Annotated in this window: 29 protein-coding genes and 1 pseudogene; 19 read left to right on the forward strand and 11 right to left on the reverse strand. The window is 72.6% G+C overall.

Annotation, left to right across the window (positions count from 1 at the left end; translation table 11 throughout):
- Nucleotides 1-6: 6 nt before the first annotated feature.
- The 4 genes from ACIQOW_RS33625 to ACIQOW_RS33640 form a co-directional block, all read right to left on the reverse strand.
- Nucleotides 7-609 carry a nucleoside triphosphate pyrophosphatase gene (locus ACIQOW_RS33625; protein ID WP_401091397.1) on the reverse strand — a complete coding sequence of 201 codons (603 nt, stop codon included), beginning with the start codon at nucleotides 607-609 and terminating at the stop codon, nucleotides 7-9.
- A gap of 34 nt (nucleotides 610-643) precedes the next feature.
- On the reverse strand, nucleotides 644-784 hold the full coding sequence (mmpB, locus tag ACIQOW_RS33630; RefSeq protein WP_316523819.1) for a morphogenic membrane protein MmpB: 141 nt from the start codon (nucleotides 782-784) through the stop codon (nucleotides 644-646).
- Between the two features lie 129 nt (nucleotides 785-913).
- Nucleotides 914-1,135, reverse strand: a complete 222-nt coding sequence (locus tag ACIQOW_RS33635) for an acyl-CoA carboxylase subunit epsilon (RefSeq protein ID WP_401091399.1) — start codon at nucleotides 1,133-1,135, stop codon at nucleotides 914-916.
- Nucleotides 1,136-1,165: 30 nt separating this feature from the next.
- On the reverse strand, nucleotides 1,166-2,755 hold the full coding sequence (locus ACIQOW_RS33640) for an acyl-CoA carboxylase subunit beta (protein ID WP_401091401.1): 1,590 nt from the start codon (nucleotides 2,753-2,755) through the stop codon (nucleotides 1,166-1,168).
- Between the two features lie 247 nt (nucleotides 2,756-3,002).
- Between ACIQOW_RS33640 and ACIQOW_RS33645 the strand changes: the two genes are divergently transcribed.
- The 3 genes and pseudogenes from ACIQOW_RS33645 to ACIQOW_RS33655 all read left to right on the forward strand — a co-directional run.
- The gene (locus tag ACIQOW_RS33645) at nucleotides 3,003-3,896 is read left to right on the forward strand and encodes a biotin--[acetyl-CoA-carboxylase] ligase (protein ID WP_401091403.1); all 894 of its coding nucleotides are present in this window, start codon (nucleotides 3,003-3,005) and stop codon (nucleotides 3,894-3,896) included.
- A 185-nt stretch (nucleotides 3,897-4,081) separates the two neighbouring features.
- Nucleotides 4,082-5,206, forward strand: coding sequence for an adenylate/guanylate cyclase domain-containing protein (locus ACIQOW_RS33650; RefSeq protein ID WP_317620270.1), 1,125 nt, complete (start codon nucleotides 4,082-4,084; stop codon nucleotides 5,204-5,206).
- A 398-nt stretch (nucleotides 5,207-5,604) separates the two neighbouring features.
- A pseudogene (locus ACIQOW_RS33655) lies at nucleotides 5,605-6,762 on the forward strand (diguanylate cyclase domain-containing protein); the annotation flags it as partial.
- A 715-nt stretch (nucleotides 6,763-7,477) separates the two neighbouring features.
- On the opposite strand, the gene ACIQOW_RS33660 reads toward ACIQOW_RS33655, so the two are convergent.
- Nucleotides 7,478-8,098 (reverse strand): TetR/AcrR family transcriptional regulator, encoded by a 621-nt coding sequence (locus ACIQOW_RS33660; protein WP_401091406.1) that lies wholly within the window; start codon nucleotides 8,096-8,098, stop codon nucleotides 7,478-7,480.
- Between the two features lie 98 nt (nucleotides 8,099-8,196).
- Between ACIQOW_RS33660 and ACIQOW_RS33665 the strand changes: the two genes are divergently transcribed.
- Both ACIQOW_RS33665 and hutH read left to right on the forward strand, forming a co-directional pair.
- On the forward strand, nucleotides 8,197-9,387 hold the full coding sequence (locus ACIQOW_RS33665; RefSeq protein WP_401091408.1) for a macrolide family glycosyltransferase: 1,191 nt from the start codon (nucleotides 8,197-8,199) through the stop codon (nucleotides 9,385-9,387).
- Between the two features lie 112 nt (nucleotides 9,388-9,499).
- Nucleotides 9,500-11,083: a histidine ammonia-lyase gene (gene hutH / locus ACIQOW_RS33670; protein ID WP_401091410.1), complete on the forward strand. Its 1,584-nt coding sequence runs from the start codon at nucleotides 9,500-9,502 to the stop codon at nucleotides 11,081-11,083.
- Nucleotides 11,084-11,111: 28 nt separating this feature from the next.
- Here the strand turns inward: hutH and ACIQOW_RS33675 are convergent, their stop codons facing one another.
- Entirely contained in the window at nucleotides 11,112-11,537 is a 426-nt protein-coding gene (locus ACIQOW_RS33675) for a hypothetical protein (RefSeq protein WP_401091412.1), read from the reverse strand.
- A 242-nt stretch (nucleotides 11,538-11,779) separates the two neighbouring features.
- Here ACIQOW_RS33675 and ACIQOW_RS33680 point away from each other — a divergent pair, with 242 nt between their 5' ends.
- Nucleotides 11,780-12,649, forward strand: coding sequence for a MurR/RpiR family transcriptional regulator (locus ACIQOW_RS33680; RefSeq protein ID WP_401091414.1), 870 nt, complete (start codon nucleotides 11,780-11,782; stop codon nucleotides 12,647-12,649).
- A 67-nt stretch (nucleotides 12,650-12,716) separates the two neighbouring features.
- The gene (locus tag ACIQOW_RS33685) at nucleotides 12,717-13,037 is read left to right on the forward strand and encodes a hypothetical protein (protein WP_401091416.1); all 321 of its coding nucleotides are present in this window, start codon (nucleotides 12,717-12,719) and stop codon (nucleotides 13,035-13,037) included.
- A 1-nt stretch (nucleotide 13,038) separates the two neighbouring features.
- Here the strand turns inward: ACIQOW_RS33685 and ACIQOW_RS33690 are convergent, their stop codons facing one another.
- Nucleotides 13,039-13,611, reverse strand: coding sequence for a Uma2 family endonuclease (locus tag ACIQOW_RS33690; protein WP_401091418.1), 573 nt, complete (start codon nucleotides 13,609-13,611; stop codon nucleotides 13,039-13,041).
- A gap of 181 nt (nucleotides 13,612-13,792) precedes the next feature.
- Here ACIQOW_RS33690 and hutU point away from each other — a divergent pair, with 181 nt between their 5' ends.
- The 4 genes from hutU to hutI are packed head-to-tail and all read left to right on the forward strand — an operon-like array spanning nucleotide 13,793 to nucleotide 19,221.
- Complete coding sequence (hutU, locus tag ACIQOW_RS33695; protein WP_401091420.1) at nucleotides 13,793-15,463, forward strand: urocanate hydratase; 1,671 nt, start codon at nucleotides 13,793-13,795, stop codon at nucleotides 15,461-15,463.
- Between the two features lie 17 nt (nucleotides 15,464-15,480).
- Complete coding sequence (locus ACIQOW_RS33700; protein ID WP_401091473.1) at nucleotides 15,481-16,662, forward strand: allantoate amidohydrolase; 1,182 nt, start codon at nucleotides 15,481-15,483, stop codon at nucleotides 16,660-16,662.
- Nucleotides 16,659-18,011 carry a formimidoylglutamate deiminase gene (locus ACIQOW_RS33705; protein ID WP_401091475.1) on the forward strand — a complete coding sequence of 451 codons (1,353 nt, stop codon included), beginning with the start codon at nucleotides 16,659-16,661 and terminating at the stop codon, nucleotides 18,009-18,011. Before ACIQOW_RS33700 ends, ACIQOW_RS33705 begins: the two co-directional genes overlap by 4 nt.
- Before the next feature lie 34 nt (nucleotides 18,012-18,045).
- Entirely contained in the window at nucleotides 18,046-19,221 is a 1,176-nt protein-coding gene (gene hutI / locus ACIQOW_RS33710; protein ID WP_401091421.1) for an imidazolonepropionase, read from the forward strand.
- A gap of 155 nt (nucleotides 19,222-19,376) precedes the next feature.
- Here hutI and ACIQOW_RS33715 read toward each other — a convergent pair whose 3' ends face one another.
- Together ACIQOW_RS33715 and ACIQOW_RS33720 are read right to left on the reverse strand one after the other, a co-directional pair.
- The gene (locus tag ACIQOW_RS33715; RefSeq protein WP_363588048.1) at nucleotides 19,377-19,544 is read right to left on the reverse strand and encodes a hypothetical protein; all 168 of its coding nucleotides are present in this window, start codon (nucleotides 19,542-19,544) and stop codon (nucleotides 19,377-19,379) included.
- Nucleotides 19,545-19,593: 49 nt separating this feature from the next.
- Nucleotides 19,594-19,782, reverse strand: a complete 189-nt coding sequence (locus ACIQOW_RS33720; RefSeq protein WP_188295866.1) for a transposase — start codon at nucleotides 19,780-19,782, stop codon at nucleotides 19,594-19,596.
- 254 nt (nucleotides 19,783-20,036) lie between these two features.
- Here ACIQOW_RS33720 and ACIQOW_RS33725 point away from each other — a divergent pair, with 254 nt between their 5' ends.
- Nucleotides 20,037-21,257, forward strand: coding sequence for a helix-turn-helix domain-containing protein (locus ACIQOW_RS33725; protein WP_401091423.1), 1,221 nt, complete (start codon nucleotides 20,037-20,039; stop codon nucleotides 21,255-21,257).
- Nucleotides 21,258-21,431: 174 nt separating this feature from the next.
- Here ACIQOW_RS33725 and ACIQOW_RS33730 read toward each other — a convergent pair whose 3' ends face one another.
- Together ACIQOW_RS33730 and ACIQOW_RS33735 are read right to left on the reverse strand one after the other, a co-directional pair.
- Nucleotides 21,432-21,632 carry a DUF397 domain-containing protein gene (locus tag ACIQOW_RS33730; protein WP_401091424.1) on the reverse strand — a complete coding sequence of 67 codons (201 nt, stop codon included), beginning with the start codon at nucleotides 21,630-21,632 and terminating at the stop codon, nucleotides 21,432-21,434.
- The gene (locus tag ACIQOW_RS33735; protein WP_401091426.1) at nucleotides 21,625-22,545 is read right to left on the reverse strand and encodes a helix-turn-helix domain-containing protein; all 921 of its coding nucleotides are present in this window, start codon (nucleotides 22,543-22,545) and stop codon (nucleotides 21,625-21,627) included. The genes ACIQOW_RS33730 and ACIQOW_RS33735 overlap by 8 nt, the downstream gene beginning before the upstream one ends.
- 235 nt (nucleotides 22,546-22,780) lie before the next feature.
- On the opposite strand from ACIQOW_RS33735, the gene ACIQOW_RS33740 reads away from it, so the two are divergent.
- The 7 genes from ACIQOW_RS33740 (at nucleotide 22,781) to ACIQOW_RS33770 (ending at nucleotide 25,755) form a co-directional block, all read left to right on the forward strand.
- Complete coding sequence (locus ACIQOW_RS33740; protein ID WP_401091428.1) at nucleotides 22,781-23,146, forward strand: ATP-binding protein; 366 nt, start codon at nucleotides 22,781-22,783, stop codon at nucleotides 23,144-23,146.
- On the forward strand, nucleotides 23,143-23,394 hold the full coding sequence (locus tag ACIQOW_RS33745) for a hypothetical protein (RefSeq protein ID WP_401091430.1): 252 nt from the start codon (nucleotides 23,143-23,145) through the stop codon (nucleotides 23,392-23,394). Before ACIQOW_RS33740 ends, ACIQOW_RS33745 begins: the two co-directional genes overlap by 4 nt.
- Complete coding sequence (locus tag ACIQOW_RS33750; RefSeq protein ID WP_401091432.1) at nucleotides 23,391-23,513, forward strand: hypothetical protein; 123 nt, start codon at nucleotides 23,391-23,393, stop codon at nucleotides 23,511-23,513. The genes ACIQOW_RS33745 and ACIQOW_RS33750 overlap by 4 nt, the downstream gene beginning before the upstream one ends.
- A gap of 157 nt (nucleotides 23,514-23,670) precedes the next feature.
- On the forward strand, nucleotides 23,671-23,934 hold the full coding sequence (locus tag ACIQOW_RS33755) for a hypothetical protein (RefSeq protein ID WP_401091434.1): 264 nt from the start codon (nucleotides 23,671-23,673) through the stop codon (nucleotides 23,932-23,934).
- Nucleotides 23,906-24,439: a DUF6879 family protein gene (locus tag ACIQOW_RS33760; protein ID WP_401091436.1), complete on the forward strand. Its 534-nt coding sequence runs from the start codon at nucleotides 23,906-23,908 to the stop codon at nucleotides 24,437-24,439. The genes ACIQOW_RS33755 and ACIQOW_RS33760 overlap by 29 nt, the downstream gene beginning before the upstream one ends.
- A gap of 27 nt (nucleotides 24,440-24,466) precedes the next feature.
- On the forward strand, nucleotides 24,467-25,315 hold the full coding sequence (locus ACIQOW_RS33765; protein WP_401091438.1) for a helix-turn-helix domain-containing protein: 849 nt from the start codon (nucleotides 24,467-24,469) through the stop codon (nucleotides 25,313-25,315).
- Nucleotides 25,316-25,608: 293 nt separating this feature from the next.
- A complete protein-coding gene (locus ACIQOW_RS33770; RefSeq protein ID WP_401091440.1) occupies nucleotides 25,609-25,755 on the forward strand; it encodes a hypothetical protein in 147 nt (48 codons plus the stop codon).
- Nucleotides 25,756-25,775: the final 20 nt, after the last annotated feature.

Here is a 25,775-nt window from a genome sequence, read left to right on the forward strand (position 1 = left end):
GGCAGGTCAGTCGGTCCACAGATCCGTGATGCGCAGATCCAGGTCGGCGAGCAGCCGGCGCAGCAGCGGCAGGGACAGGCCGATCACGTTGCCCGGGTCGCCGTCGATGCCGTCGATGAACGGCGCCGAGCGGCCGTCCAGGGTGAACGCCCCGGCCACGTACAGCGGTTCACCGGAGGCCACGTAGGCGGCGATCTCCGCGTCGTCCGGGGTGCCGAAGCGGACGGTGGTGGAGGCGGTGGCCGAGGACTGCCGGCCGCTCGCGGTGTCGATCACGCAGTGGCCGGTGCGCAGCACGCCGGCGCGCCCGCGCATCGACTGCCAGCGGGCCAGTGCCTCGGTGGCGTCGGCGGGCTTGCCGAGGGCCTGCCCGTCCAGCTCCAGGACGGAGTCGCAGCCGATCACCAGCTCGCCGCCGGTGAGTCCGGCGGCGACGGCCTTCGCCTTGGCCTCGGCCAGGACGAGCGCGAGCTCGGCGGGGGTGGCGGCGGTGATCGCGTCCTCGTCGACGCCGCTGACCACCACGCGCGGGTCGAGCCCCGCCTGGCGGAGCAGCCCGAGGCGGGCGGGGGAGGCGGAGGCGAGGACGAGGGGGCGCTGGTCGGTCATGCCCACCAGGGTAGGGGGTGCCGGTGTCCGCCGTTCAGGTGAACGAGCGGGAGATCATCATCAGTACGGCGCCCACCAGCACCAGGGCGGCGAGGACCCTTCCGGCCCGTTGCATCCGCTCCTGCATCCGACGGGCCTCGGGCGAGGGCTCGTCGCGGGGATCTGACCAGAGCACCCGTCCAGAGTGCTCCCGCGGGGGTCCCGGCGCCTGAGTATCCGTACTCATGTTCCGGGCAAAGCGGGCGGAGCGGGCCGTGCGGGGTGGCGGGCCGACGGAGCCGGCCCGCCACCCCGCACGGGGGCGTCAGCGCGCCCAGCCCGAGGTCCGCCAGGCGTTGACGCCCGGGCGGACGGCGGGGCGGAGCAGCCGGACGCGGTCGTTCCAGGGGGAGGCCGGGCCGGCACCGGCCGGGCGCGCCGTCTCGGCGGCGGCCTGCGCGGCGGCGGCCCGGGCCTGGACCACCGCCAGGACGGTGGCCAGCTCCTCGGGGGTCGGCTGCCCGTGCAGCACGTGGATCGGGGACATGGCTGGTTTCTCTCCCGACAGGGACGGGGCCTACAGGGGGATGTTGCCGTGCTTCTTCGGCGGCAGCACCTCGCGCTTGCCGCGCAGCGCCCGCAGGCCGCGGACGATGTGCCGGCGGGTCTCGCTCGGAGCGATCACCGCGTCCACGTAGCCGCGTTCGGCCGCCAGGTACGGGTTCAGCAGGGTGTCCTCGTAGGAGGCGATCAGCTCGGCCCGCTTCTCCTCGGCGGTGCCGGCCGCCTCGGCCTCGGCGATCTCGCGGCGGTGCAGGATGTTGACCGCGCCCTGCGCGCCCATCACGGCGATCTGCGCGGTCGGCCAGGCCAGGTTGAGGTCGGCGCCCAGGTGCTTGGAGCCCATGACGTCGTACGCGCCGCCGAAGGCCTTGCGGGTGATCACGGTGATCAGCGGGACGGTGGCCTCGGCGTAGGCGTAGATCAGCTTGGCGCCGCGCCGGATGATGCCGTCCCACTCCTGCTCGGTGCCGGGCAGGAAGCCGGGCACGTCGACGAAGGTCAGTACCGGGACGTTGAAGGAGTCGCAGGTGCGGATGAAGCGGGCGGCCTTCTCGCTGGCGGCGATGTCCAGGCAGCCGGCCAGGTCCATCGGCTGGCTGCCGACGATGCCGACGGACTGGCCCTCGACCCGGCCGAAGCCGGTGATGATGTTGCCCGCGTACAGCGGCTGGGTCTCCAGGAACTCGCCGTCGTCGACGATGTGCCCGACCACCTTGCGCATGTCGTACGGCTGGTTCGCCGAGTCCGGCACGATGGTGTCGAGTTCGAGGTCCTCCGGCGTGACCGTGAGATCGGCCTGGTCGGGGTAGGACGGCGGGTCGCTCAGGTTGTTGGAGGGCAGGTACGAGAGCAGGCTCTTGACGTACTCGATCGCCTCCTTCTCGTCCGCGGCCAGGTAGTGCGCGTTGCCCGACTTGGCGTTGTGGGTGCGCGCGCCGCCCAGCTCCTCCATCCCGACGTCCTCGCCGGTGACGGTCTTGATCACGTCCGGGCCCGTGATGAACATGTGCGAGGTCCGGTCGGCCATCACCACGAAGTCGGTGATCGCGGGGGAGTACACCGCGCCGCCGGCGCAGGGGCCCATGATCAGCGAGATCTGCGGGATGACGCCCGAGGCGTGCACGTTGCGGCGGAAGATCTCGCCGTACAGGCCGAGCGAGACCACGCCCTCCTGGATCCGGGCGCCGCCGGAGTCGTTGATGCCGATGACCGGGCAGCCGGTCTTCAGCGCGAAGTCCATCACCTTGACGATCTTCTCGCCGAAGACCTCGCCGAGTGAGCCGCCGAAGACGGTGAAGTCCTGGGCGAACACGGCGACCTGGCGGCCGTCCACGGTGCCGTAGCCGGTCACCACGCCGTCGCCGTAGGGCCGGTTCCGCTCCTGGCCGAAGTTGGTCGAGCGGTGCCGGGCGAACTCGTCGAACTCCACGAAGGAGTTCTCGTCCAGCAGTTCCACGACCCGCTCGCGGGCGGTCAGCTTGCCCTTGGCGTGCTGCTTCTCCACGGCCTTCGCGGAGCCGGAGTGCACCGCCTCGTCGAGCCTGCGCCGCAGGTCGGCGAGCTTGCCCGCGGTGGTGTGGGGGTCGTACGGCGCCTCGGTCATCCGGTGGCTCTCCCTGCTCCATGGCCGCGACCTGTTCGAGTGCGCGCGGGCCGGGTGGCGGGCCCGCGCCTGAGGGCAGGGCGGCGCTACGAACTACCGCTGGGTAGCGTAGCCAGCGCGGAGGGCGATGCGTCATGTCCTGGCGTTATGGTCATCGACACAGTTTTGCCGGCGGGCGTTCTGCGGGACGATGGGTCGGCCTGCGTCCTGCCGCCCCGGGCCGTCCTCCAGGCCCTAGGGTTTCCCCATGACCGCACCCGACACCCCTCGCCGCAGCGGACTGCGCGGTTTCGGCCACGCCGGACCTTCGCCCTGGACCGACCTGGACCGTCCGCCGCTGGACGAGGAGGCGCTGCGTCACGACCTGCTCGTCCCCGGCGGCCTGTGGACCTCCCTGGACGTCGTGGCCGAGACCGGCTCCACCAACAGCGACCTCGCCGCCCGCGCCAGGGTCGGCGCCGCCCAGGGCGCGGTGCTGGTGGCCGAGGCGCAGAGCGCCGCGCGCGGCCGGCTGGACCGGCGGTGGACCGCCCCGGCCCGCTCCGGGCTGTTCCTGTCCGTGCTGCTGCGCCCCGAGGAGGTGCCGGTCGAGCGGTACGGCTGGCTGCCGATCCTGGTCGGGGTGGCCGCGGCGAGCACGCTCGACCGGGTCGCCGGGGTCGAGGTCGGGCTGAAGTGGCCCAACGACCTCCAGACCGAGATCGACGGCGCGGAGCGCAAGCTCGGCGGCATCCTCACCGAGCTGGCCGGCGGTGCCGTGGTGGTCGGCATGGGCCTCAACGTCTCGCTGCGCGCGCGGGAGCTGCCCGTCCCCACCGCCGCCTCGCTCGCGCTGGCCGGCGCCTCGACCACCGACCGGGGCACCCTGCTGCGCGCCCTGCTGCGGGAGTTCGCCGGCCTGTACCGGGAGTGGACGGCCGCCGCCGGCGACCCGCACGCCAGCGATCTGCTGCGCGCCTACGCGGACCGCTGCACCACGCTCGGCCGCCAGGTGAAGGTGCACCTGCCGGGCGACCGGGAGCTGGTCGGCGAGGCGGTCGCGGTGGACGGCGACGGACGGCTGGTGGTCCGCACGCCCGACGGCGCACGCCGGGCGGTCGGCGCGGGGGACGTCGTCCACGTGCGCCCCGAGCCCCGCTGAAACGGCCGTCCGCGCCTCTCCTTGCCTCCCCTTGACCCGGGCTGATGCCCCGGATCCGGCGATTCCGTGCGAACATTCCACCTGGCAGCGGTGTGAGGCGCGCCACTGCCCGCCCGGGTGGCGGACGGCGTGCCCGGACAGGTAGGACACGAGACGAGTGCGGCGGATCGCACGGGGACGGACCGGTGGCAGAGGACGGCAGCAGCGGCGCGACGGCGAGCGACGACGACCCCACGGTCGCGCTCGAACTGGAACGCCTGATCCTGGACGCGCCACGCCGCTACACCCCGTACCAGGCCGCGCGTGCCGCCGACGTCCCGATGGAGCTGGCCACCCGGTTCTGGCGGGCCATGGGCTTCCCCGACATCGGCCAGTCCAGGGCGCTCACCGACGGTGACGTGATCGCGCTGCGGCGGCTGGCCGGGCTGGTCGAGTCCGGGCTGCTCAGCGAGTCGATGGCGATCCAGGTGGCCCGTTCCACCGGCCAGACCACGGCCCGGCTGGCCGGCTGGCAGATGGACACCTTCCTGGAGAACCTCACCCAGTCCGCCGAGCCGGGGCTGACCCGCGCCGACGTCGCGTACCCGCTGGTCGAGCTGCTGCTGCCGGAGCTGGAGCAGTTCCTGGTGTACGTCTGGCGCCGCCAGCTGGCGGCCGTCACCGGCCGGGTGGTGCAGGCCGCCGAGGACAACGAGATCACCAGCGGGCGGCTCGCCGTCGGCTTCGCCGACCTGGTCGGCTTCACCCGGCTGTCCCGGCGGCTGGAGGAGGAGGAGCTCGGCGAGCTGGTCGAGACCTTCGAGAACACCTGCTCGGACCTGATCGCCGGCCAGGGCGGCCGGGTGATCAAGACGCTCGGCGACGAGATCCTCTACGTCTCCGAGGACCCGGCGACCGCCGCCGAGATCGCGCTGAGCCTGATCGAGGCGCTGGCCGGGGACGACACCATCCCGCCGCTGCGGGTCGGCATGGCCTTCGGCACGGTCACCTCGCGGATGGGCGACGTCTTCGGCACCACCGTCAACCTGGCCAGCCGGCTCACCTCGATCGCGCCCAAGGACGCGGTGCTGATCGACGGCGAGTTCGCCGCCGCGCTGGAGCAGAACGGCAGCGTCGCCCCGGCCGACTCCGAGGGGCCGGGGCTGGCCGAGGCGCTGTCGGCCGCGGCCGGGATGCCCGCCTCCGGGCTGCCGATACCGGGCCCGGACGCCGGGGCCAGGTTCCACCTCCAGCCGATGTGGCGGCGGCCGGTGCGCGGGCTCGGGCTGGTCGAGCCGTGGCTGCTCACCCGGCGGCCGAAGGCCGAATAGCGCCCGGCGCGCGGGGCAGGCGCGTGTGGAGAGCCGCGCGCCGACGGGCTTTCCGGTGCGGCGTTTCCCCGGGTCGTCCTCCTTCGCGGGCGGTACGGCGTTTCCCGTGGCCGGCAGGGCCTTCCGGGTTCCGAACGGTTGAAACCCGTACGTTCTGGTGGCGGGTCCGCCCGGGCAAACGGGGCATAACCGAATGAAACCGCCATAGTCTTGGTGCAAGCGGCCGGTCGGGTGCGGCCGGTCGACGGAGGTCTGGCAGGACCGGGCACAGGGAGCGAGGCGAGCCGGTGAGCAGTGAGGCGATCATGACGGACCGCGGCTGCGTCTGCGGCAGCCCGCGGCAGCCCGACCCGCTGCCCGACCTGAGGCTCCAGTCCGTGGTCGAGCTGGCCCAGGACATGGCCGCCGCGCTCACCCCGCTGGAGGCCGTCCGGGCCGCCGCCACCCGGGCCACCGAGGCGCTCGGCGCCACCATGGCCGCCGTCTCGGTCTGGGACCGCGAGTCCGGCCGGCTGCGGGTCCTGGTCAACCACGGCGACCTCGCCCCCGGCGAGGAGGAACTGCCCGAGGACGAGTCGTACCCGGTCGCCGACTTCCCCGAGATCGTCACGTACCTGGAGGAGCGCTGGACCACCGGGCGGCTGCCGCGCGCCTGGCTGCAGAGCGCCGAGAACAGCGAGCCGCACGCCGGGCACGCGCACCCGACCGCCGGCGCGTACTGCCAGGAACGCGCCGCGGCCCTGCGCCGGCGCGGGCGGGCCTGCTGCGTGGTCGCGCCGGTCGTGCTGCACGGCCAGGCCTGGGGCGAGCTGTACCTGGCCAGGTCGGCCGGGATGCCCGAGTTCACCGAGGCCGACGCCGACTACGCGACGCTGCTCGCCGCCCAGGTCTCGGCCGGGCTGGCGCAGACCGAGCGCCTCGCCGACCTGCGCAGGCTCGCCTTCTCCGATCCGCTCACCGGCCTCGCCAACCGGCGCGCGGTCGACGCCCGGCTGGAGAGCGCGCTGGCGGCGCACAACCGCGACGGCACCGTGGTCTCGCTGGTGGTCTGCGACGTCAACGGGCTGAAGCGGGTCAACGACCAGCTCGGCCACGAGATGGGCGACCGGCTGCTGGAGCGGTTCGCCCACCAGCTCTCGCTGGCCGCCGCCAAGCTCCCCGGCAGCCTCGCCGCCCGGCTCGGCGGCGACGAGTTCTGCCTGCTGGTGGAGGGGCAGAAGGCCGACGAGGTGGTCTCCGTCGCCGAGGAGCTGTGCGCCAGGGCGCTCGCGCTGTCCGAGGGCGAGGGCGTGGCCTGCGGGGTCGCCTCCACCGGGGACTCGATCGGGCCGGTCACCACCCCCGACCGGCTGTTCCGGCTCGCCGACGCCGCCCAGTACCGGGCCAAGGCGGCCAGGGCCGCCCACCCCGTGGTCGCCGGACGCAGCCACGGCCCCGGCTTCTCGCCCGACCCCACCGTGCTGCTCGCCGACGCCGCCGACCCGCACCACCGGGCGGACGGGCGGCGCGGGCCGACCGGCCGGGCCGGCGCGGCCGACCGGCGGCGGTTCCGCGGCGCCGCCCACAGCGCCGACCCGGGGCAGCTGCTCACCGCGGTGCTCGCCTCCCTCGACCGGGCCGCCGCCGCCAGGGCCGTCCACCCGGCGGACACCCTCGGCAAGCTGGTCGTGGTCGCCGAGGCCTCCGCCCGGCTGCTGGACGCCGTCGGCTGGTGGGTCTCGTACGTCCCGCCCGGCTCCCAGCTGATGCGCACCGCCCAGCACGCCGTCTACCGGATGACCAGCGGCCCCACCAGCAGCCGGGCCGAGACCCAGCGCGCCCAGATCGAGGCCCCCGACGCGGTCTTCGACCTGCGCCACTACCCGACGACCCGCCGCGCCGTCCGCGGCGGCGCCTTCACCCTGCGGGCGGGCGCGGCCGGCAACGACCCGGCGGAGGAGGCGATGCTCGTCGTCTCCGGCTACCGGGGCATGGTCGCCGCCGGCGGCCAGAACCCGGCCGGCGGCTGGCTGGTGGAACTCTTCGCCGACGACGCCACCCTGCCGCTGGGCCAGGCCGCCTGCGCCATGCGCGCCCTGGTCTCGGTCGCCCTGGCGGGGCCGGCCTCGCCGCCGGTGGTCTGAGGCGGCCGTTCCGTCCGGCGGCCCGTCCGGCGGCCCGGCCGCCCGCGCCGTGCGCGGATCCGGTGACCGGGGTGTCCCGGGTGGGTCGCGTGGTCCGCCGTGCTCCCGCTGCTCGGCGTGCTGGTCGCGGTACCGGCCGTGCTCTGCTTCAGGCGCCGGAACCGCCGTCGGCCGCAGGCGGGTTGAGGGCCCGCAGGACGGCGTCGACCAGGCGGTCGGCGTGCGCGTGGGTGAGCGGGCCGAGCCGGTACTGCCAGCGGTAGTAGAGCGGGCCGTAGACGAGTTCGAGGGCCAGGTCGAGGTCGGCGTCGGGGGCGATCTGCCCGGCCTCGCGGGCGCTGCGCAGCCGGTCGCGGGTGACCTCCAGCAGCGGGTCCAGCAGCCGGGCGCGGTAGTCGGCGTGCAGCGCGGGGTCGGTGATGATCTCGGCGATCATCATGCGGTAGGTGCGGTCGGTGGCCGGGTCGGCGAGTTCGTCGCTGGTGGGGCGCAGCACCGTCCGCAGGTCGGCGGCGAGGTCGCCGGTGTCGGGGAGCGCGAGGCTGCCCTCGTACTCGCTGCCGGCGAGGAAGGCGTCGAAGACGACGGCGCCCTTCGAGGGCCACCACCGGTAGATGGTCTGCTTGCCGACGCCGGCCCGGGCGGCGATCGCCTCGATGGTCAGCTTGCCGTAGCCGACGTCGGCGACGAGTTCGGCGGCGGCGGCGAGGACGGCGGTGCGGGCGCGCTCGCTGCGGCGGGCGGGGTCGGGAGCGGTTCTGGAGGCCATGGGAAAAAGTCTAGGCGAAATGGCGAGACGAGACGTATTGTCTCCCAAGACATCGCGAGACGGTCCGTCTCGTCTCACTCGCTATTCCGGAGGTGCCCGTGAACCGCCCCGCACACATCCTGATGGTCTCCATCCCGGCCCACGGCCACGTCAACCCCAGCCTCGCCGTGATCGCCGAGCTGGTCGCCCGGGGCCACCGGGTCAGCTACGTCAACGACCCCTCCTTCCGGGAGCCGGTCGAGTCCACCGGCGCCTCCTTCGTCCCGTACCCGACGAAGCTGCCGCTCGCCGACGATCCGGACGGCTGGATGGAGGACCCGGTGGCGATCCAGGAGGTCTTCCTGGACGACGCGCTCTCCATGTGGCCCGTCCTGCTGGAGGCCTTCGCCGACGACCGGCCCGACCTGGTGCTCCATGACATCGCGGGCTTCGCGGGCCGGGCGCTCGGCGAGCGGCTGGGGGTGCCGGTGGTGCAGCTGTCGCCCACCTACGTCGGCTGGGAGGGCTTCGAGCAGGACATGCCGGAGGTCTTCGAGGCGATCCGCAAGGCGCCCGGCGGGGCCGGGCACTACCGCCGGTTCGCCGACTGGCTGGCCGAGGCCGGCGCGGTGCAGCGCGACGTGGACGCCTTCAAGGGCCGCCCCGAGCGGGCGATCGCGCTCATCCCGCGCGCGCTCCAGCCCAACGCCGACCGGGTCGACGAGCGGCGGATCAGCTTCGTCGGGCCCTGCTTCGGCGACCGGGCCCACCAGGGGGAGTGGGAGCGCCCCGCCGGGGCCGAGCGGGTGCTGCTGGTCTCGCTGGGGTCGGCCTTCACCCACCAGCCCGCCTTCTACCGGGCCTGCGTCCGGGCCTTCGGCGAGCTGCCGGGCTGGCACACCGTGCTGCAGATCGGCAAGCACACCGACCCGGCCGAACTCGGTGAACTGCCGGAGAGCGTCGAGGTGCACCGGTGGGTGCCGCAGCTGTCGGTGCTCGCCCAGGCGGACGCCTTCGTCACCCACGCGGGCATGGGCGGCTCCAGTGAGGGGTTGTTCCACGCCGTGCCGATGATCGGGGTGCCGCAGGCCGCCGACCAGTTCGCCAACGCGGACGCCCTGGTGGGCCTCGGTGTCGCCCGCCGCCTGGACACCGAGCAGGCCACCGCGGAGGCGCTGCGTGCCGCGCTGCTGGAGCTGGTCGGCGATCCGGCGGTGGCCGGGCGGCTGCGGGAGCTGTCCGCGGCCGGCCGGGCCGAGGGCGGCACCGTCAGGGCGGCCGACCTGATCGAGGCCGAGCTCGTGAAGTGAGCGAGGGGGCGGGGCCCGGGGGCCGCGGTGTGCGCTGCCGGCCCGGAGGGCGGAGAATCCGGAGGGCGGACACCTGTTGTCATATCTTCATTCACCTGATGTGATGGTGTATATGGATATGCACAGTGCTGTGGCCCCCGACGCTCCGCTGGTCCTGGTCGGCAAGGCCGACGTCAGCGCCGACGACGTCCTGGCCGTCGCCCGGGGCAACGCCCGGGTCGAGATCGGCCCCGACGCCCAGGCCGAGATGGCGGCCTCCCGGGCGCGGATCGACGCCCTCGCGGCCGAGCCCCGCCCCGTCTACGGCGTGTCGACCGGCTTCGGCGCGCTCGCCGTCCGCCACATCAGCCCCGAGCTGCGCGCCCAGCTGCAGCGGTCGCTGGTGCGCTCGCACGCCGCCGGCATGGGGCCCGCGGTCGAGCGCGAGGTGGTCCGCGCGCTGATGTTCCTGCGGATGAAGACGCTGGCCTCCGGCCGCACCGGCGTCCGGCCGCTGGTCGCGCAGACCATGGCCGCCCTGCTCAACGCGGGCATCACCCCGGTGGTGCGGGAGTTCGGCTCGCTCGGCTGCTCCGGCGACCTCGCGCCGCTGTCGCACTGCGCGCTGGTCCTGATGGGCGAGGGCACCGCCACCGGCCCGGACGGCGAGGAGAGGCCCGTCACCGAGCTGCTCGCCGAGGCCGGGATCGAGCCGGTCGAGCTGCTGGAGAAGGAGGGCCTCGCCCTCATCAACGGCACCGACGGCATGCTCGGCATGCTGGTGATGGCCATCGCCGACCTCCAGCGGCTGTTCACCACCGCCGACATCACCGCCGCGATGAGCCTGGAGGCCCTGCTCGGCACCGACAAGGTGCTCGCCCCCGAGCTCCACGCCCCGATCCGCCCGCACCCGGGCCAGGCGCTGAGCGCCGCCAACATGCTGGCCGTCCTCAAGGACTCCGGCCTCACCGGCCACCACCAGGACGACGCGCCGCGGGTCCAGGACGCGTACTCGATCCGCTGCGCCCCGCAGGTGGCCGGCGCCGGCCGGGACACCCTGGCGCACGCCCGGCTGGTCGCCTCGCGCGAGCTGGCCGCCTCGGTGGACAACCCGGTGGTGCTGCCGGACGGCCGGGTGGAGTCCAACGGCAACTTCCACGGCGCCCCGGTCGCGTACGTGCTGGACTTCCTCGCCATCGCCGCCGCCGACCTCGGCTCCATCTCCGAGCGCCGCACCGACCGGCTGCTCGACAAGGCCCGCTCGCACGGCCTGCCGGCCTTCCTGGCCGACGACCCGGGCGTGGACTCCGGCCTGATGATCGCCCAGTACACCCAGGCGGCACTGGTCAGCGAGAACAAGCGGCTCGCCGTCCCGGCCTCGGTCGACTCGATCCCGTCCTCCGCGATGCAGGAGGACCACGTGTCGATGGGCTGGTCGGCCGCGCGCAAGCTGCGCCAGGCGGTGGCCAACCTCGGCCGCATCCTGGCCGTCGAACTCACCGCCAGTGCCCGCGCGCTGGAGATCCGTCAGCAGGCCGACGGGGCGGGCGGGCCCGCCCCGGCCACCGCGGCCGCGATGGCCGTCGCCCGGGAGGCGGGGGTCGGCGGCGCCGGCCGTGACCGCTTCCTGTCGCCGGACCTGGAGGCGGCCGCCGCGCTGGTCGCCTCCGGCGACCTGGTGCGGGCGGTCGAGCGGGTCACCGGACCGCTGGCCTGAGATGGCGCCGCCGCGGGGTGACGGGGGTTCAGTCCCAGTCGCTCCGCGGCGAGCGCTCGGCGCGGGTCCGCCGGTTGCGCAGCTCGCCCAGGGCGGCGGCGAGGTTGACCCCGACGATGCCCGCCCAGCAGACCACCAGACCGGCGAAGCCGCCGTTCTCGGGGCTGCCCGCGATCGCCGTCAGCGGGATGCCGAGGGCCAGCGAGGTCACCGCGAGTCCGGTGTTGGAGCGCTTGCCGAAGCCGGGGCGGCGGGAGTGGCCCCGCTGCCGGGACGGCGACTCGTAGTCGTCCATCCGCTCGGCCACCGAACGTTCGACCCGGGCGTTCAGCCGGGCGTCCAGCCGCTTCATGAAGGAGTCGACGAGTTCGTCCTCGTACTCCTTGCCGAGCTCCTTGCGGGCCTGGAGGGTGGCGTCGAGGTCGCGCCGCAGTTCGTCCTGACGAGTGTCCATGGACCCAGAGTGGGGCCCGACGGGGTGTCCGGTCCATCCGTTCGCGGAGGAATCCGGGCGGGCTCAGGGACAAATCAGGGTTTCCCCGACCGGGAGCGGCCTCCCGAACCGCCCGAACAGTCCGAACCGTCCGATCCTCGGGACGTCCTACGGGGCGTCCCGCCGTACGAGACGTCTTTGCCAGCCGCGGCGCGCTGCTGCACAGTCGTCGTCCGAACCGCTCGCACCCGGAGGTACCGCTGATGACCGCCACTGATGAGACCGGCAGCGTCGGCCCCTCCGCCCGGCTGCTCCAGCTGTTCGAGGGCCACCGGCTGACGCCGACCCAGCGCCGGATCGCCCACTCGCTGGTGCGGCACGCCACCGAGGCGCCGTTCCTGTCCAGCGTGGAGGTCGCCGAACTCGCGGGCGTCAGCCAGCCGTCCGTCACCCGCTTCGCCGTCGCGCTCGGATACGACGGCTACCCGGCGCTGCGCAAGCAGCTGCGTGAACTCGGCGGGGGCGAGCAGGCCGCGCCGGAGACCCCGGACGACGCGGTGCGCAACGAGCACCAGCAGGCCGTGCTCGCCGAGATCGCGCACCTGCGCCACCTCGCCGAACTCCTCGCCGACCCGGAGCCGATCACCCGGGCCGCCCGGCTGCTCGCCGCCTCCAGCCCGCTGCCGGTGCTCGGCCTGCGGGCCGCCTCGGCGCAGGCGCGCGGCTTCGCCTACTTCGCCGCCAAGGTGCACCCGGACATCCGGCTGCTGGACGAGGGCGGCAGCATGCTCGCCGACCGGCTGGAGCAGGCCAGGGCGGCCGGGGCCAGCGCGCTGCTCTGCTTCGCGCTGCCGCGCTACCCGCGGGAGCTGATGGACGCGCTGACGGTGGCCAGGGAGTGCGGGCTGACGGTGCTCACCGTGGCCGACAGCGCCTTCGCGCCGGTCGCCAAGCTGTCCGACCTGATGCTGCCGGCCGCCGTCGGCACCGGGCTGGTCTTCGACACCGCGTGCGCGCCGATGATGCTCGGCCGGGTGCTGCTCCAGTCCATGTGCGACGAACTCCCGGGTGCGGAAGCCAGGTTGGAGGCGATCGAGCACTCGGCGGCGGCGCGCGGGCTCTTCCTGGAATAGAGCCGGCCCGGGGCGGGGGAGTACTCGCCACAGACCCGGGCATCCCCTACGGCAGGGGGTGCCGCCCATGCGCGTGATCCACGAGATGAAGTTCGTCGCCCGACTGTCCTCGGGTGCCGACGAATGGTCCTGCCCCGCCTGCGGACGCCGCGTCACCCTGCGGCGGCTGCCCGAACCCGAACTGACCGTCCTCGACCCGGGGGACGAGTCCGCCGTCCACGTCGGCGTCATCGAGCCCGACGCCCGGGCCGCCGCGGCCGCCGAGAAGTACGGCCTCGGCCCCGTCCAGAACATCCCCCGCCCGCCGTCCCCGCCCGCCCCCGACGCCGAGGACCGCCGCTGGCTCGCCGAGATCGGCATCGACTGGGACGGCGGCGAGGCGGCCTGATTCAGTTGCGGGGCGCGTACAGCGGAAGGCCGGAGGTGTCCAGCTCGGCGGGCAGCGGCGCGGGCAGCGGGACGGGCTCGCCGTACTTGCCGTGCAGGATGCCCTGGTACGCCCCCTTGCGAGGGTGGGTGTAGAACGTCCAGGTGCCGTTGCGCGGGTCGAGCGCGAGCAGGGCCACGGCGCCGGCGCTCGCGTACCAGTCCGTCTTGGTGGCGACGGCCTTCACTCCCTCCGAATTGGAGATCACCTCGACGACGAGGGCTGCCTCGTGGGGATCGGCGAGCCATCGGTCGTCGTTCTCCCAGTCGACGGGGAGGACGATCAGGTCGGGTGTGGCGTAGTCCTCGTCGTTGCCCGGCATGTAGATGGACGACACTTCGTAGGTGCCCAGGTCGGCCGGCAGGCGGGGGTCCAGCTGGATGCGCAGCCGTCGCACGGTCCCCGCGTGCTTGCCGCGGGGTGTCGGGGACATCACCAGGGTTCCTCCGATGATCTGGGCGCGAAGTCCCGTGCTCCGCTCGATCTCCTCCGCCACATCCCGGAGTCTGCCGGGCCGCACGGTGATGGCCGTCATCGTGTCCTCCGCTCCCTGGTGCTGGGCCGAGTGGCTGGTGTTCGCCGGGTTCAGGCTAGCGCGCCGAGTCGGCCGGTGCGGTGGCTGATCGGATTGGTCCGGGGTCTGGTCGAAACCTCTCTGTTTAGTTATATTCAGCCGAACAAATCTTGAATGAATTCATCCGCAGGGAGGCCGGGACATGGTGCAGCAGCAGGCGAGCGGGCCGCGTGAGGTGCGCGCGGCGCGGGGGACGGGGCTCACGACGCAGGGGTGGCAGCAGGAGGCCGCGCTGCGGATGCTGATGAACAACCTCGATCCGGAGGTGGCCGAGCACCCGTCGAAGCTGGTGGTGTACGGCGGCACGGGCAAGGCCGCGCGGGACTGGCGCTCCTTCGACGCCATGGTGAGGACCCTCCAGGGGCTGAAGCAGGACGAGACCATGCTGGTCCAGTCCGGCCGCCCGGTCGGCGTGATGCAGACCCACGAGTGGGCGCCGCGGGTGCTGATCGCCAACTCCAACCTGGTCGGCGACTGGGCCAACTGGGAGGAGTTCCGCCGGCTGGAGAACCTCGGGCTCACCATGTACGGGCAGATGACCGCCGGCTCGTGGATCTACATCGGCACCCAGGGCATCCTCCAGGGCACCTACGAGACCTTCGCCGCCGTCGCCGGCAAGCGGTACGGCGGCACGCTGGAGGGCACCATCACCCTCACCGCCGGCCTCGGCGGGATGGGCGGCGCCCAGCCGCTGGCCGTCACCATGAACGGCGGCGTGGCGATCTGCATCGACTGCGACCCGTCCCGGATCTCCCGCCGGATCGAGCACCGCTACCTGGACGTCGAGGCCAAGGACCTCGGCCACGCCATGGAGCTCGCCACCGCGGCCCGCGACAAGCGGCAGCCGCTCTCCATCGGCGTGCTGGGCAACGCCGCCGAGCTGGTCCCGCAGCTGCTCGCGATGGACGCGCCGATCGACATCGTCACCGACCAGACCAGCGCCCACGACCCGCTCAGCTACCTCCCGGTCGGCGTGGCCTTCGAGGACATGGCGGACTACGCGGCCGCCGAGCCCGCCGAGTTCACCCGGCGGGCCCGCGAGTCGATGGCCGCGCACGTCGAGGCGATGGTCGGCTTCATGGACCGCGGCGCCGAGGTCTTCGACTACGGCAACTCGATCCGCGGCGAGGCCCAGCTGGCCGGCTACGACCGCGCCTTCGCCTTCCCCGGCTTCGTCCCGGCGTACATCCGCCCGCTGTTCTGCGAGGGCAAGGGCCCGTTCCGCTGGGCGGCGCTGTCCGGCGACCCGCGGGACATCCACAAGACCGACAAGGCCGTCCTCGACCTCTTCCCCGAGAACGAGTCGCTGGCCCGCTGGATCAAGCTGGCCCAGGAGAAGGTGCACTTCCAGGGCCTGCCGGCGCGGATCTGCTGGCTCGGCTACGGCGAGCGCGACAAGGCCGGCGAGCGCTTCAACGACATGGTCGCCTCCGGCGAGCTGTCCGCCCCGATCGTGATCGGCCGCGACCACCTGGACTGCGGCTCGGTCGCCTCCCCGTACCGGGAGACCGAGGCGATGCTGGACGGCTCGGACGCGATCGCCGACTGGCCGCTGCTCAACGCCATGGTCAACGTCGCCTCCGGCGCCTCCTGGGTCTCCATCCACCACGGCGGCGGCGTCGGCATCGGCCGCTCGATCCACGCCGGCCAGGTCACCGTCGCCGACGGCACCGAGCTGGCCGGGGAGAAGATCCGCCGGGTGCTCACCAACGACCCCGGCATGGGCGTCATCCGGCACGTGGACGCCGGGTACGACCGGGCCGTCGAGGTCGCGGACGAGCGCGGCGTCCGCGTCCCGATGGGTGAGCTGTGACGGCGTCCTTCGAGGAGATGTGGGCGGAGCTGCTCCCGGTGGGCCGCGCCGCCTCCTCCGGCGGCTACCGCCGCTTCGCCTGGAACTCCGCCGACGCCGAGTGCCGCGCCTGGTTCGAGCAGCAGGCCCGCGACCGCGGCCTGACGTACGAGCTGGACCGCAACGGCAACCAGTGGGCCTGGCTGGGCGACCGGAACGCGCCGGGGGCGGTGGTCACCGGCTCGCACCTGGACTCCGTCCCGGACGGCGGCGCCTTCGACGGCCCGCTCGGCGTGGTCTCCGCCTTCGCCGCCCTGGACGAACTGCGCGCCCGCGGCGCCGAGTTCGGCAAGCCCCTGGCGATCGTCAACTTCGGCGACGAGGAGGGCGCCCGGTTCGGCGTGGCCTGCATCGGCTCCCGGCTGACCGCCGGGGTGCTGTCGCCGGAGCAGGCGTACGGGCTGCGCGACGCCGACGGCGTCCGGCTGCCCGACGCGATGGAGAAGGCCGGCTACGACCCCACCGCGATCGGCGCGGACGAGGACCGGCTGGCCCGGATCGGCGCCTTCGTCGAGCTCCACGTCGAACAGGGCCGCTGCCTCGCCGAGGGGCAGCCGGTCGGCGTGGCCGGCGCGATCTGGCCGCACGGCCGCTGGCGGTTCGACTTCCACGGAGAGGCCAACCACGCCGGCACCACCCGGATCGAGGACCGCCGCGACCCGATGCTGACGTACGCCAACACCGTCCTCGCCGCCCGCAAGAAGGCGAGGCAGGCGGGCGCGCTGGCCACCTTCGGCAAGGTCGCGGTCGAGCCCAACGGCACCAACGCGATCGCCTCGCTGGTGCGCGGCTGGCTGGACTCCAGGGCGGCCGACGAGCGCACCCTCACGGCGCTGGTCGCCGAGATCGAGCAGGCCGCCGCCGAACGCGGCGACCGCGACGGCGTCCGGGTCGAGCTGACCCGCGAGTCCTACACCCCGGTGGTGGACTTCGACGGGCCGCTGCGCGACCGGCTGGCCAAGCTGCTGGACGCCCCGGTGCTGCCCACCGGCGCGGGACACGACGCCGGGATCCTGGCCTCCGAGATCCCGACCGCCATGCTGTTCGTGCGCAACCCCACCGGCGTCTCGCACTCCCCGGCCGAGCACGCCGAGCAGGACGACTGCCTGGCCGGGGTCGCCGCCCTCGCCGACGTACTGGAGGACCTGGCGTGCCACTGACCCCGACGACGTACTGGGCGCAGCACGCCTGGCTGCCGGGCGTGAACGGCCCGGCGGTCGAGCGCGAGGTGCTGATCACCACCGGCCCCGGCGGCACGATCGCCGCCGTCACCCCGGACAGCGGCCCCTGCCCGCCCGGCGCCGTCCGGCTCGACGGGCTGCTGCTGCCCGGCCAGGCGAACGCCCACTCGCACGCCTTCCACCGGGCGCTGCGCGGGTACGTCCAGGTCGGCTCCGGCACCTTCTGGACCTGGCGGGACACCATGTACCGGTTCGCCGGCGCGCTGGACCCGGACAGCTACCTGGAGCTCGCCACCGCCGTCTACGCCGAGATGGCGCTGGCCGGCATCACCGCCGTCGGCGAGTTCCACTACCTGCACCACGCGCCCGGCGGCGCCCGCTACGCCGACCCGAACGCGATGGGCGAGGCGCTGATCGAGGCCGCCGCCCGGGCCGGCATCCGGATCACCCTGCTGGACACCTGCTACCTGTCCTCCGGGTTCGGCGCCGAGCCGACCCACCCGCAGCTGCGGTTCAGCGACGGCGACGCCGAGGCCTGGGCCGCCCGGGCGGACGCGCTCAAGCCGCGCGAGCACGCCCGGATCGGCGCGGCCGTCCACTCGGTCCGGGCCGTCCCGGCCGAGCAGCTGTCCACCGTCGCGCAGTGGGCGGCGGCGCGCAGGGCGCCGCTGCACGTCCACCTGTCCGAGCAGGCCGCCGAGAACGACGCCTGCCTCGCCGCGCACGGCGTCACCCCGACCCGGCTGCTCGCCGACCACGGCGTGCTCGGCCCGCGCACCTCGGCCGTGCACGCCACCCACCTGACCGACGAGGACGTCACGCTCCTCACCGACTCCTCCACCACGGTCTGCATGTGCCCCACCACCGAACGGGACCTCGCGGACGGCATCGGCCCGGCCCGCCGGCTCGCCTCGGCGGGCTCCCCGATCACCCTGGGCAGCGACAGCCACGCGGTGATCGACCCGTTCGAGGAGGCCCGCGCGCTGGAGCTGGACGAGCGGCTGCGGACGCGGACGCGCGGCCACTGGACGGCGAACGCGCTGCTGCGGGCCGGTACCGAGGACGGTCACGCCTCGCTGGGCTGGCCGGAGGCCGGCCGGATCGAGGCCGGGGCGCTCGCCGACTTCACGGTGATCGCGCTGGACTCCGTCCGCACGGCGGGCCCGCCGCCCCGGCTGGGTGCCGAGATCGCGGTCTTCGCGGCTTCGGCGGCGGACGTGCGGCACCTGGTGGTCGGCGGCCGGCACGTGGTCCGCGACGGCGTGCACCTGCTGGTGGCCGACGTGCCGGGCGCGCTGCGCTCCGCGATCGGCGCGCTGGACTGCTGACCTGTTCCCTGAAACCCCTTCGGAAGGCCTTGTCTTGAGCTCCAGGACCACCTTGATCACGGGCATCGGCAGCCTGGTCACCAACGACTTCGGACAGGGCTCCGGGCCGCTCGGCCTGCTGACCGACGCGGCCGTGGTGATCGACGGCGACACCGTCGCCTGGGTCGGCCCGGCCGCCCAGGCCCCGGCGGCGGACGAGCGCTTCGACGCCGGGGGCCGGGCCCTGCTGCCTGGCTTCGTCGACTCGCACGCCCACCTGGTGTTCGCGGGCGACCGCACCGCCGAGTTCAACGCCCGGATGTCCGGGCAGGCGTACACGGCGGGCGGCATCAGGACCACGGTGGCGGCCACCCGGGCGGCGAGCGACGCCGAACTGGACGCCAACCTGGCCCGGTTCGTCCGGGAGGCGCTGCGGCAGGGGACCACCACCATCGAGTGCAAGTCCGGCTACGGGCTGACGGTGGAGGACGAGGCGCGCGCCCTGCGGATCGCCGCCGAGCACACCCCGGAGACCACCTACCTGGGCGCCCACGTGGTCGCCCCCGAGTACGCCGAGGACCCGGCCGGTTACGTGGACCTGGTCACCGGCGAGATGCTGGACGCCTGCGCGCCGCACGCCCGTTGGGTGGACGTGTTCTGCGAGAAGGGAGCGTTCGACGGGGACCAGGCGCGGGCGGTGCTGAACGCCGGCATCGAGCGCGGCCTCACCCCCCGGGTGCACGCCAACCAGCTCACGTACGGGCCCGGCGTGCAGCTCGCGGTCGAGCTGGGGGCCGCCTCGGCGGACCACTGCACCCACCTGACGGACGAGGACGTGGCGGCGCTGGCGGGTTCGGCGACGGTCGCGACGCTGCTGCCGGGGGCGGAGTTCTCCACCAGGGCCGCGTACCCGAGCGGGCGCCGGCTGCTGGACGCGGGAGCGGTGGTCGCGCTGTCGACGGACTGCAACCCGGGCTCCAGCTTCACGAGTTCGATGGCGTTCTGCATCGCGGTCGCGGTGCGCGAGATGGGGATGACCCCGGACGAGGCGGTCTGGGCCGCGACGGCGGGCGGCGCCCAGGCGCTGCGGCGCAGCGACGTGGGGACGGTCGCGGTCGGCGCGCGGGCGGACCTGCTGCTGCTGGACGCGCCCTCGCACGTTCACCTGGCCTACCGGCCGGGCGTGCCGCTGACGGCGGCCATCTGGCGGGCGGGGGTTCGGGAGGTCTGAGCCGCCGGGTGGTTCGCGTCGCCCCGTCGAGCGGTGCTCGACGGGGCGACGCGCTCAGGCGCTGGTGATTCGGGGGGGCGGACATCGAGAGTGGCTCGCTCCCTGCGCACAGGGAGCGAGCCACTTCGGTGTGCCTGTGCCTGTGCCTGGGCCTGTCAGCCGAAGCGCAGGACCTGGGTGCTGCCACCGGCCAAGACACGTTCGTAGTCGCACTCACCGTTGAGCGAGCGGTAGTTGATGACCGGATCGCCGGCTCGTACGAGGGTGGTCGCGCATCCGAGGCACCAGGGCTGTGGCGGGTGTACGTCGAGATCCTCGATCACTGCGGGAGCAGAGCACTGCGTGCAGTCCGCCATCGGATCCTCCCCGGGGTCAGGCCCAGGTGGAGCCGCACGCGGTGCAGCCCCATCGGCCGTCCATGGTCTGGTAGGTGGCGCTCGATCCGCAGACCGGGCAGGCGCGGGCACTCGGCTCGTCGGCCCGCTCCAGCAGCGTACTGGGCGTCGGGGCAGTGGTGGGCTCAGTCTCGGTGACGGGCTTGTCGAGCAGGGCGCTGCTCATGACGTCTCCCTCAGGATGGAGTGGCAGAAGTGCGCCGGCCGGGCACCACCCAGGAAACCCGGCTGCGGGTCCGGACACGGATGCCGGCGGGGGCTCCCGCACGAGGTGTGCGTGCCCCGCACACCTCGTGCACGCCCTGCCTGGCGGCGCTGGCCTGTCGATACGGTGGACACTCCGCGCAGTCGAAGGGCAATGCCATGTCACGGCAACGTCAGCTTGGGGCGGTCATCAGGGCCGCTCGGTGTGCGCGGCGGATGACACAGACCCAGCTGGGCCGGGCGTGCGGCTACTCCGCATCCGCGATCAGCCGGGTCGAGGCGGGCGCGCTCCGGCCGGCCGAGCAGGCGCTTCTGCGGATTGCCCAGGCGTTGGACCTGCCTCTTGACGCCATTGGGCTGGGCCGACCGGCTACGCTGGCGTGGGATGTGACCCCGGATCAGGAGGACGCCATGCTCCGCAGGCAGCTGCTCGTGGCCGGCATGGCGGCAGCTGGAGTGTCCGCGCTTCCATCCGCCTCGGCTGCTGCCGCGCGCCCGGACGCGTCGGCCCGGATCGTTGGGGCCCTGTACGAATCCGAACCGTCCGCACCCATGTCGTTGCAGCAGCTCAAGGCGTCGCTGATCTCGGCGCGCGCACATTTCACGGCGGCGCGCTACCAGAACCTCGGCGACTTCCTGCCCGGTTTGCTGGGCTCGGCGCACGCGACCCGTGAGGCCTTGTCCGGCCGGTCCCGTGAGGAGGCCCATGCTTGTGTGGCCCGCGCCTGGGTGCTGGCGACGGAGCTCGCGCTGAAGGCTCACTCCGATGTCGCGTGGCCGGCAGCGGACCGGGCTTTGGCGGCGGCCCAGGCCAGCGGGGACCCGGTGGTGCACGGAGAGGCGGCTCGGGTTCTGGCGATCACGATGCGGCGTTCCGGACGCCCGGCCGCCGCTGTCGATCTCCTGCGTCGCACCGCAGACTCGCTCTCGCGGGGCCAAGGCGACGTGTCCGGGGCCGTGGCGGCGACCCTGCTGATGACGGCCGCCTACACGGCTGCATGCGGACAGCGCCGAGGTGCCGCCCTCGACCTCATGGCAGGTGCCGAGGACGCCGTCGACCGTCTGACCAGCGCCAGGTTCCTGCCTGGCTCCCCGCTGTTCACGGTCGACGCCACCAGTGCGCAGGTGGACCTGTACTGGATCGGTGTACACACGGCACTGGGCACCCCCGACGAGGGCGTGCCGTATGCGGCGCGGATCGCGCCAGGCCGGCTGCCGACCGCTGAGCGTCGGGCTCGGTATGGCACGGACTGTGCGCGCATGTGGCACCGCCTCGGCGCCCATCGCAAGACGTTCACGTTGCTGCGGTTCACCGAGCAGGTTGCCCCGGAGGAGGTGCGCCGGCCTGCTCTGCGGGCGCTCACAGCGGACCTGCTGTACGCGCCGGTCACGGTGCCCGGCGTGCGGGAGCTCGCGGCGCGCACAGGCGTCGCATAGGGATGACGGCCCTTGCGAGGTGGATGCTGGTGGCGAAATCGATCAGCGGCGTCCGGCGGCAACGGTCAAGAGTGCATCCTCTGGCCGCAGGTGGAATCCAGCTCTGCCGACTTGGCCGCATTCTCCCTGCCGGCGGCCTCTTGCGGGGAGCAAGAGGCCGCCGGAACGATTCGCTCAGGGGGTGGTGGTGAGGTGGTCGAACTCGCCGGCCTTGGCGCCCTGGAGGAACTTGGCGAACTTGATGGGCGTGGTGCGGACGACGACCTCGCCGTCGTCGGACTCCCGGAGTTCGACCAGTCCGTCAAGTGCGCGCAGTTCGACGCAGTTGTTGGCTGCTTCACTGAAGCTGGACTTCTGCCACTCGGTGCTATTCATGCTTGTCGTTCATTTCCTTCGCGATCGAGCGAATAAGATCTCGCGACTCGCGTTCCGGGAGCGCGACAGCTTCGAGGCGCTCCAAGATTGCGCGGTAGCCCGCCAGCTGGGCGGGCGAGTCGAAGATGTGGGAGCCGTGAGACGAGTCGGACTGGACCGTGTCCAGCTCGGGTACTGGTCCCTCCGCATAGATCAGATTCTCGCTGGGGCCAGGGAAGTCGGCCGTAGCAAAGGGCACGATCCGCAGTGAGACGCCGGGAAGATCGGAGTCACCGACGAGTGAATCGAGCTGTTCCCTGAGTATCGCAGGCCCGCCGTACTGGATGCGCAACGCCGCCTCGTGGATGAGCGCCATGTAAGGCGTTTCGCCGGACCGGATGATCTGCTGTCTCCGTAGACGGAAGTTCACCCTGCGACCGACCTCGCGATCCGGGAGAGGGGTGAAACCGCTCGCGAACACCGCAGTCGCATACGAGTTGGTCTGAAGCAGTCCCGGGATGATGCCAATGGTGAAGCTCTTGAGCCTCTTCGCGCGGCCTTCGATCTCTGCCACATCGATCGGGGCGGCTGCGAGTGTCGCTCGATACTCGTCCCACCAGGCCGAGTCTCGCTCTCTTGCCATGTCGGCGAGCGCTTCGACCAAGGGTGCGTTGGCGCACATGCAGGCTTCTGCGATCTCGTGCAGACGTGCCACGGTGACGGCCGATTTCCCAATCTCCATCTGACTCACCAGGGCGGGAGTCACCCCGAGCAGACGGGCGAGGTGGCTGCCGCCGAAGCCGGCTTGCTCTCTCATCCTTCGTAGTTCGGCGCCGAGGCGGCGCTGACGAAGGGTGGGGATCCGAAGGGCCATGGCATCCTCTCTGATGGTGCACAGAGGCCAGTGTGCCGCGCTGGTCGCCAGCGGATCCATCTGGGTTCAGCGGAGCGCGTCCCCCGTGCGGGGGAACCTTCTCCCGTTTGGCTTTAATTAAAGAGCGGATGCGCTACGGTCGTCCTAGCTCGATCCGACGGATCGTCAGTAATACCCGCATCAACGGCAGTAGGCGCCTGCTGCCCGCGTACCGAAGAGCAACCGCCGCCCCGGCCTGGCTCACGGTGACGACCGTCATCACCCCTCCTCACACCACAGCCTCACGGAGGTTCCCGTGTGCACCCGTAACACCCCCTCGCTCACCCTCTCCCGCCAGGCCCTGCGGGACGCCATGACCCGCAGCGGCGGCTGGGACGGCGACAGCATCTTCAACGCCGAACTCGCCCTGATGGAGCTCGTCGTCAACGCCTGGCGGCACGGCGACACCCCCGCGCCCGTCGTCTGGTTCTCCGTCCTCGGCCGCACCCTCCGGGTCACCGTCTCCGACGAGAGCGACGCCCTTCCCCGGCAGCGAACCCCCGCCGATTCCGCCGAGTCCGGCCGGGGCCTCCAGCTCGTCGCCGGGCTCACCCACCGCTGGGGCGTCGACCCGCAGAAGCGCGGCAAATCCATCTGGTACGAGCTGGACTCCCTCGCGTGACCCGCGACCCCATCCTTCCGGAGGACCCCCGGATGCGCGACTACACCAAGCCCCACCTCATGGACCTCCTGGGCGAGTTGCACCGGCGCGGCCTGCCGCACGGGCTCCTCTGGGGATCCGCCTCGCCCGGCGAAACGACCCTCGACGGCCGCATCCTGATCGACTTCGGGAATGCGCCGGTGAGCACCCTGCTCAACCTCCTCCACCTGCTCCGCGACCTGGACGACGACGAGGAGTGGCACCGGTGAAGCTCCTCATCGGCGCGGTCCTCCTCGCGCTCCTCGTCCTCGCGATCGCCACCGTGGCCCTCGGCGCCGTCGCGACCCTCCGGATGGCCCCTCCCCAGGGGTACGACGAGCGGCACTGAAACACGCGAAGACCCTCGCCCACCCAGGGCGAGGGCCTCGCGGGATCTTGGAATTGTGTCTGCTCGATCCTGCCGGCAGGCACTCTTGACGTAGTGTCAGAACAGCAGGACGGTTGTGCAAGCACGTAGAAGAAGTGGCTTGCCGCGGGAGGACGTCATGGCACTACGGTTTGTAGGCATTGACCCCAACACGGGCGGCGGGGGCTCGCCCACTGTGTGGGTCGATGAGGAGAAGCAGGAGATCGTGATTCAGGGCTGGGACGTCGAGGCCGATAGGCTCGCCGAGATCAGCGAGACGGAATGGGCGCCGGAGCACGCGACTGGTGTGCCCAAGGGCGAGTCCCCGGTCCGTCTTCCGTTCCGCATGGTGCCGATCCTGAGGAAGGCGTGTGATGACGCAGAACGAGCGGCCGGTTCCTGACTTCGCGGCGCTGCTGGGGCAGGCACAGCGGAGCGCTGTCCACCTGGAGATGCGTGACCTGTACGCGGTCGGCGACGAATCCGACATCATCGCCGACTTCAAGCGCACGGGACAGGCGGACCTGAACCCGAACGGTCCCTACTGGGCGGATTGGTTGGGGATCGTGCGGGAAACCGTGGCCCGGGGCGTGGTGATGCGCCGCGTCCGGATCGTCTCCGAGCCGGTCACCGACTACATCCGGTGGGAGCACGCGGTCACGCCGCTCAACGTGGGAGCCGGCGAACAGGTTCGCTGGCTTCCCCGGCGACTGGCCTCGGACATTGCCCTGCCCGGCAACGACCTGTGGCTGATCGATGATCGGCTGGTCATGTTCCATTGGTTCACCGGCGACGGGGACTGGGCCGGGCACGCGTTCGACGACGACCCGGCCACGGTGAAGATGGTCTCAACCGCCTTCGAAGCCGTCTGGGATCGGGCCACCCCGCACGAGCAGTACTCCGTCTGACCGCCAGCCGCACCGGACAGCCAGCCTATGCCCGCCCTCCCATCACCCAAGGCCCAAGCCGCACGTGAAGCGGTTGCTGCCCGCCTTCGGGAGCTGATGCTGGACGCGGGCCTGAAAGGGCAGGACGTGGCCGCCCGGTGCGGCTGGCACGCGTCCAAGACCTCACGGATTCTCAACGGGACCACGCCACCCTCGGGCGATGACATCCGGGCGTGGTGCGCGGCCTGCGGCGCCGAGAGCCAGGCCCCTGACCTGATCGCGGCGTCCCGTGCCGTCGAGTCGATGTACGTGGAGTGGCGCAGGCTCCATCGCACCGGCCTGCGCAGGGCCCAGGAGGACTTCTACGCGCTCCACCAGCAGGCCCAACTCTGCCGCGTGTACGTCTCCAACGTGGTGCCTGGATTCCTCCAGACCCCGGCCTACGCGACAGCGCTCCTGACTTCGATCACCCGCTTCCAAGGCACCCCGAACGATGTCCCCGAGGCCGTCGTTGCCCGGGTCGCGCGTTCCCGCTTCCTGTACGAGGGCAATCACCGCTTCGTGGTCGTCATGGAGGAAACGGTGCTGCGGAACCGGATCGGTGATGCCGAGGTCATGGCCGGCCAGCTCTGCCACCTGCTCACCGTCCTGCCGCTCGCATCGCTGTCCCTCGGGGTCATCCCGTTCGGCGTGGAGCGGGCCATGTGGCCACTGGAGGCGTTCTACCAGTACGACGATCGGCGCACCGTCGTGGAGACGCTGACTGCCGAAATCCAGGTCACCCAGCCCCGAGAGATCAGCGACTACACGCGGGCGTTCGGGGAGCTTTCGCAGGCGGCCGTGTATGGCGACGCGGCGCGCGCACGGATCAATGAGGCCTTGACCGCCCTCGGGTGAATGCGTGCAATTTCGTAGAAGTTGATAGCGCCGATCCCAGCGAGTCCGTAGCTTTGAAGTGTCGTCAGAGAAGTCAACTGATCGACAATCAGGCAGGTTTCATGATGGCCTGGACGTCCTCAAGTAGCGCCAGTGCTGCGAGCCAAAGAGTCGTCGACGGTCCGGCTGATCCGCACTAGCGCACCCCTCTGGCGGGTGGCACCGGTTTACGTGGCCGATGCGGGTCACCGAGCCCCACAAATTCCTCCCCGTCCGGGGAGGTGGATCCATCCATCCAGCGAAGGGAGATCGCAATGTCCGTGATCATCAGCGACGCCGAGAGCACCGAGGCGGCCGAGGTCGTGGCGCTCGACGAGAGCGCCGTGAACACCGTCCGGGGCAACGTCCGGGCGTTCCTGGGCGAGGACAACACCTCGATGATGGGCGGCTGGACCAACTGACGGCCGCCCTGAGCGCCTGA

This window comes from Kitasatospora sp. NPDC091335 (assembly GCF_044757205.1).
Lineage (GTDB): Bacteria > Actinomycetota > Actinomycetes > Streptomycetales > Streptomycetaceae > Kitasatospora.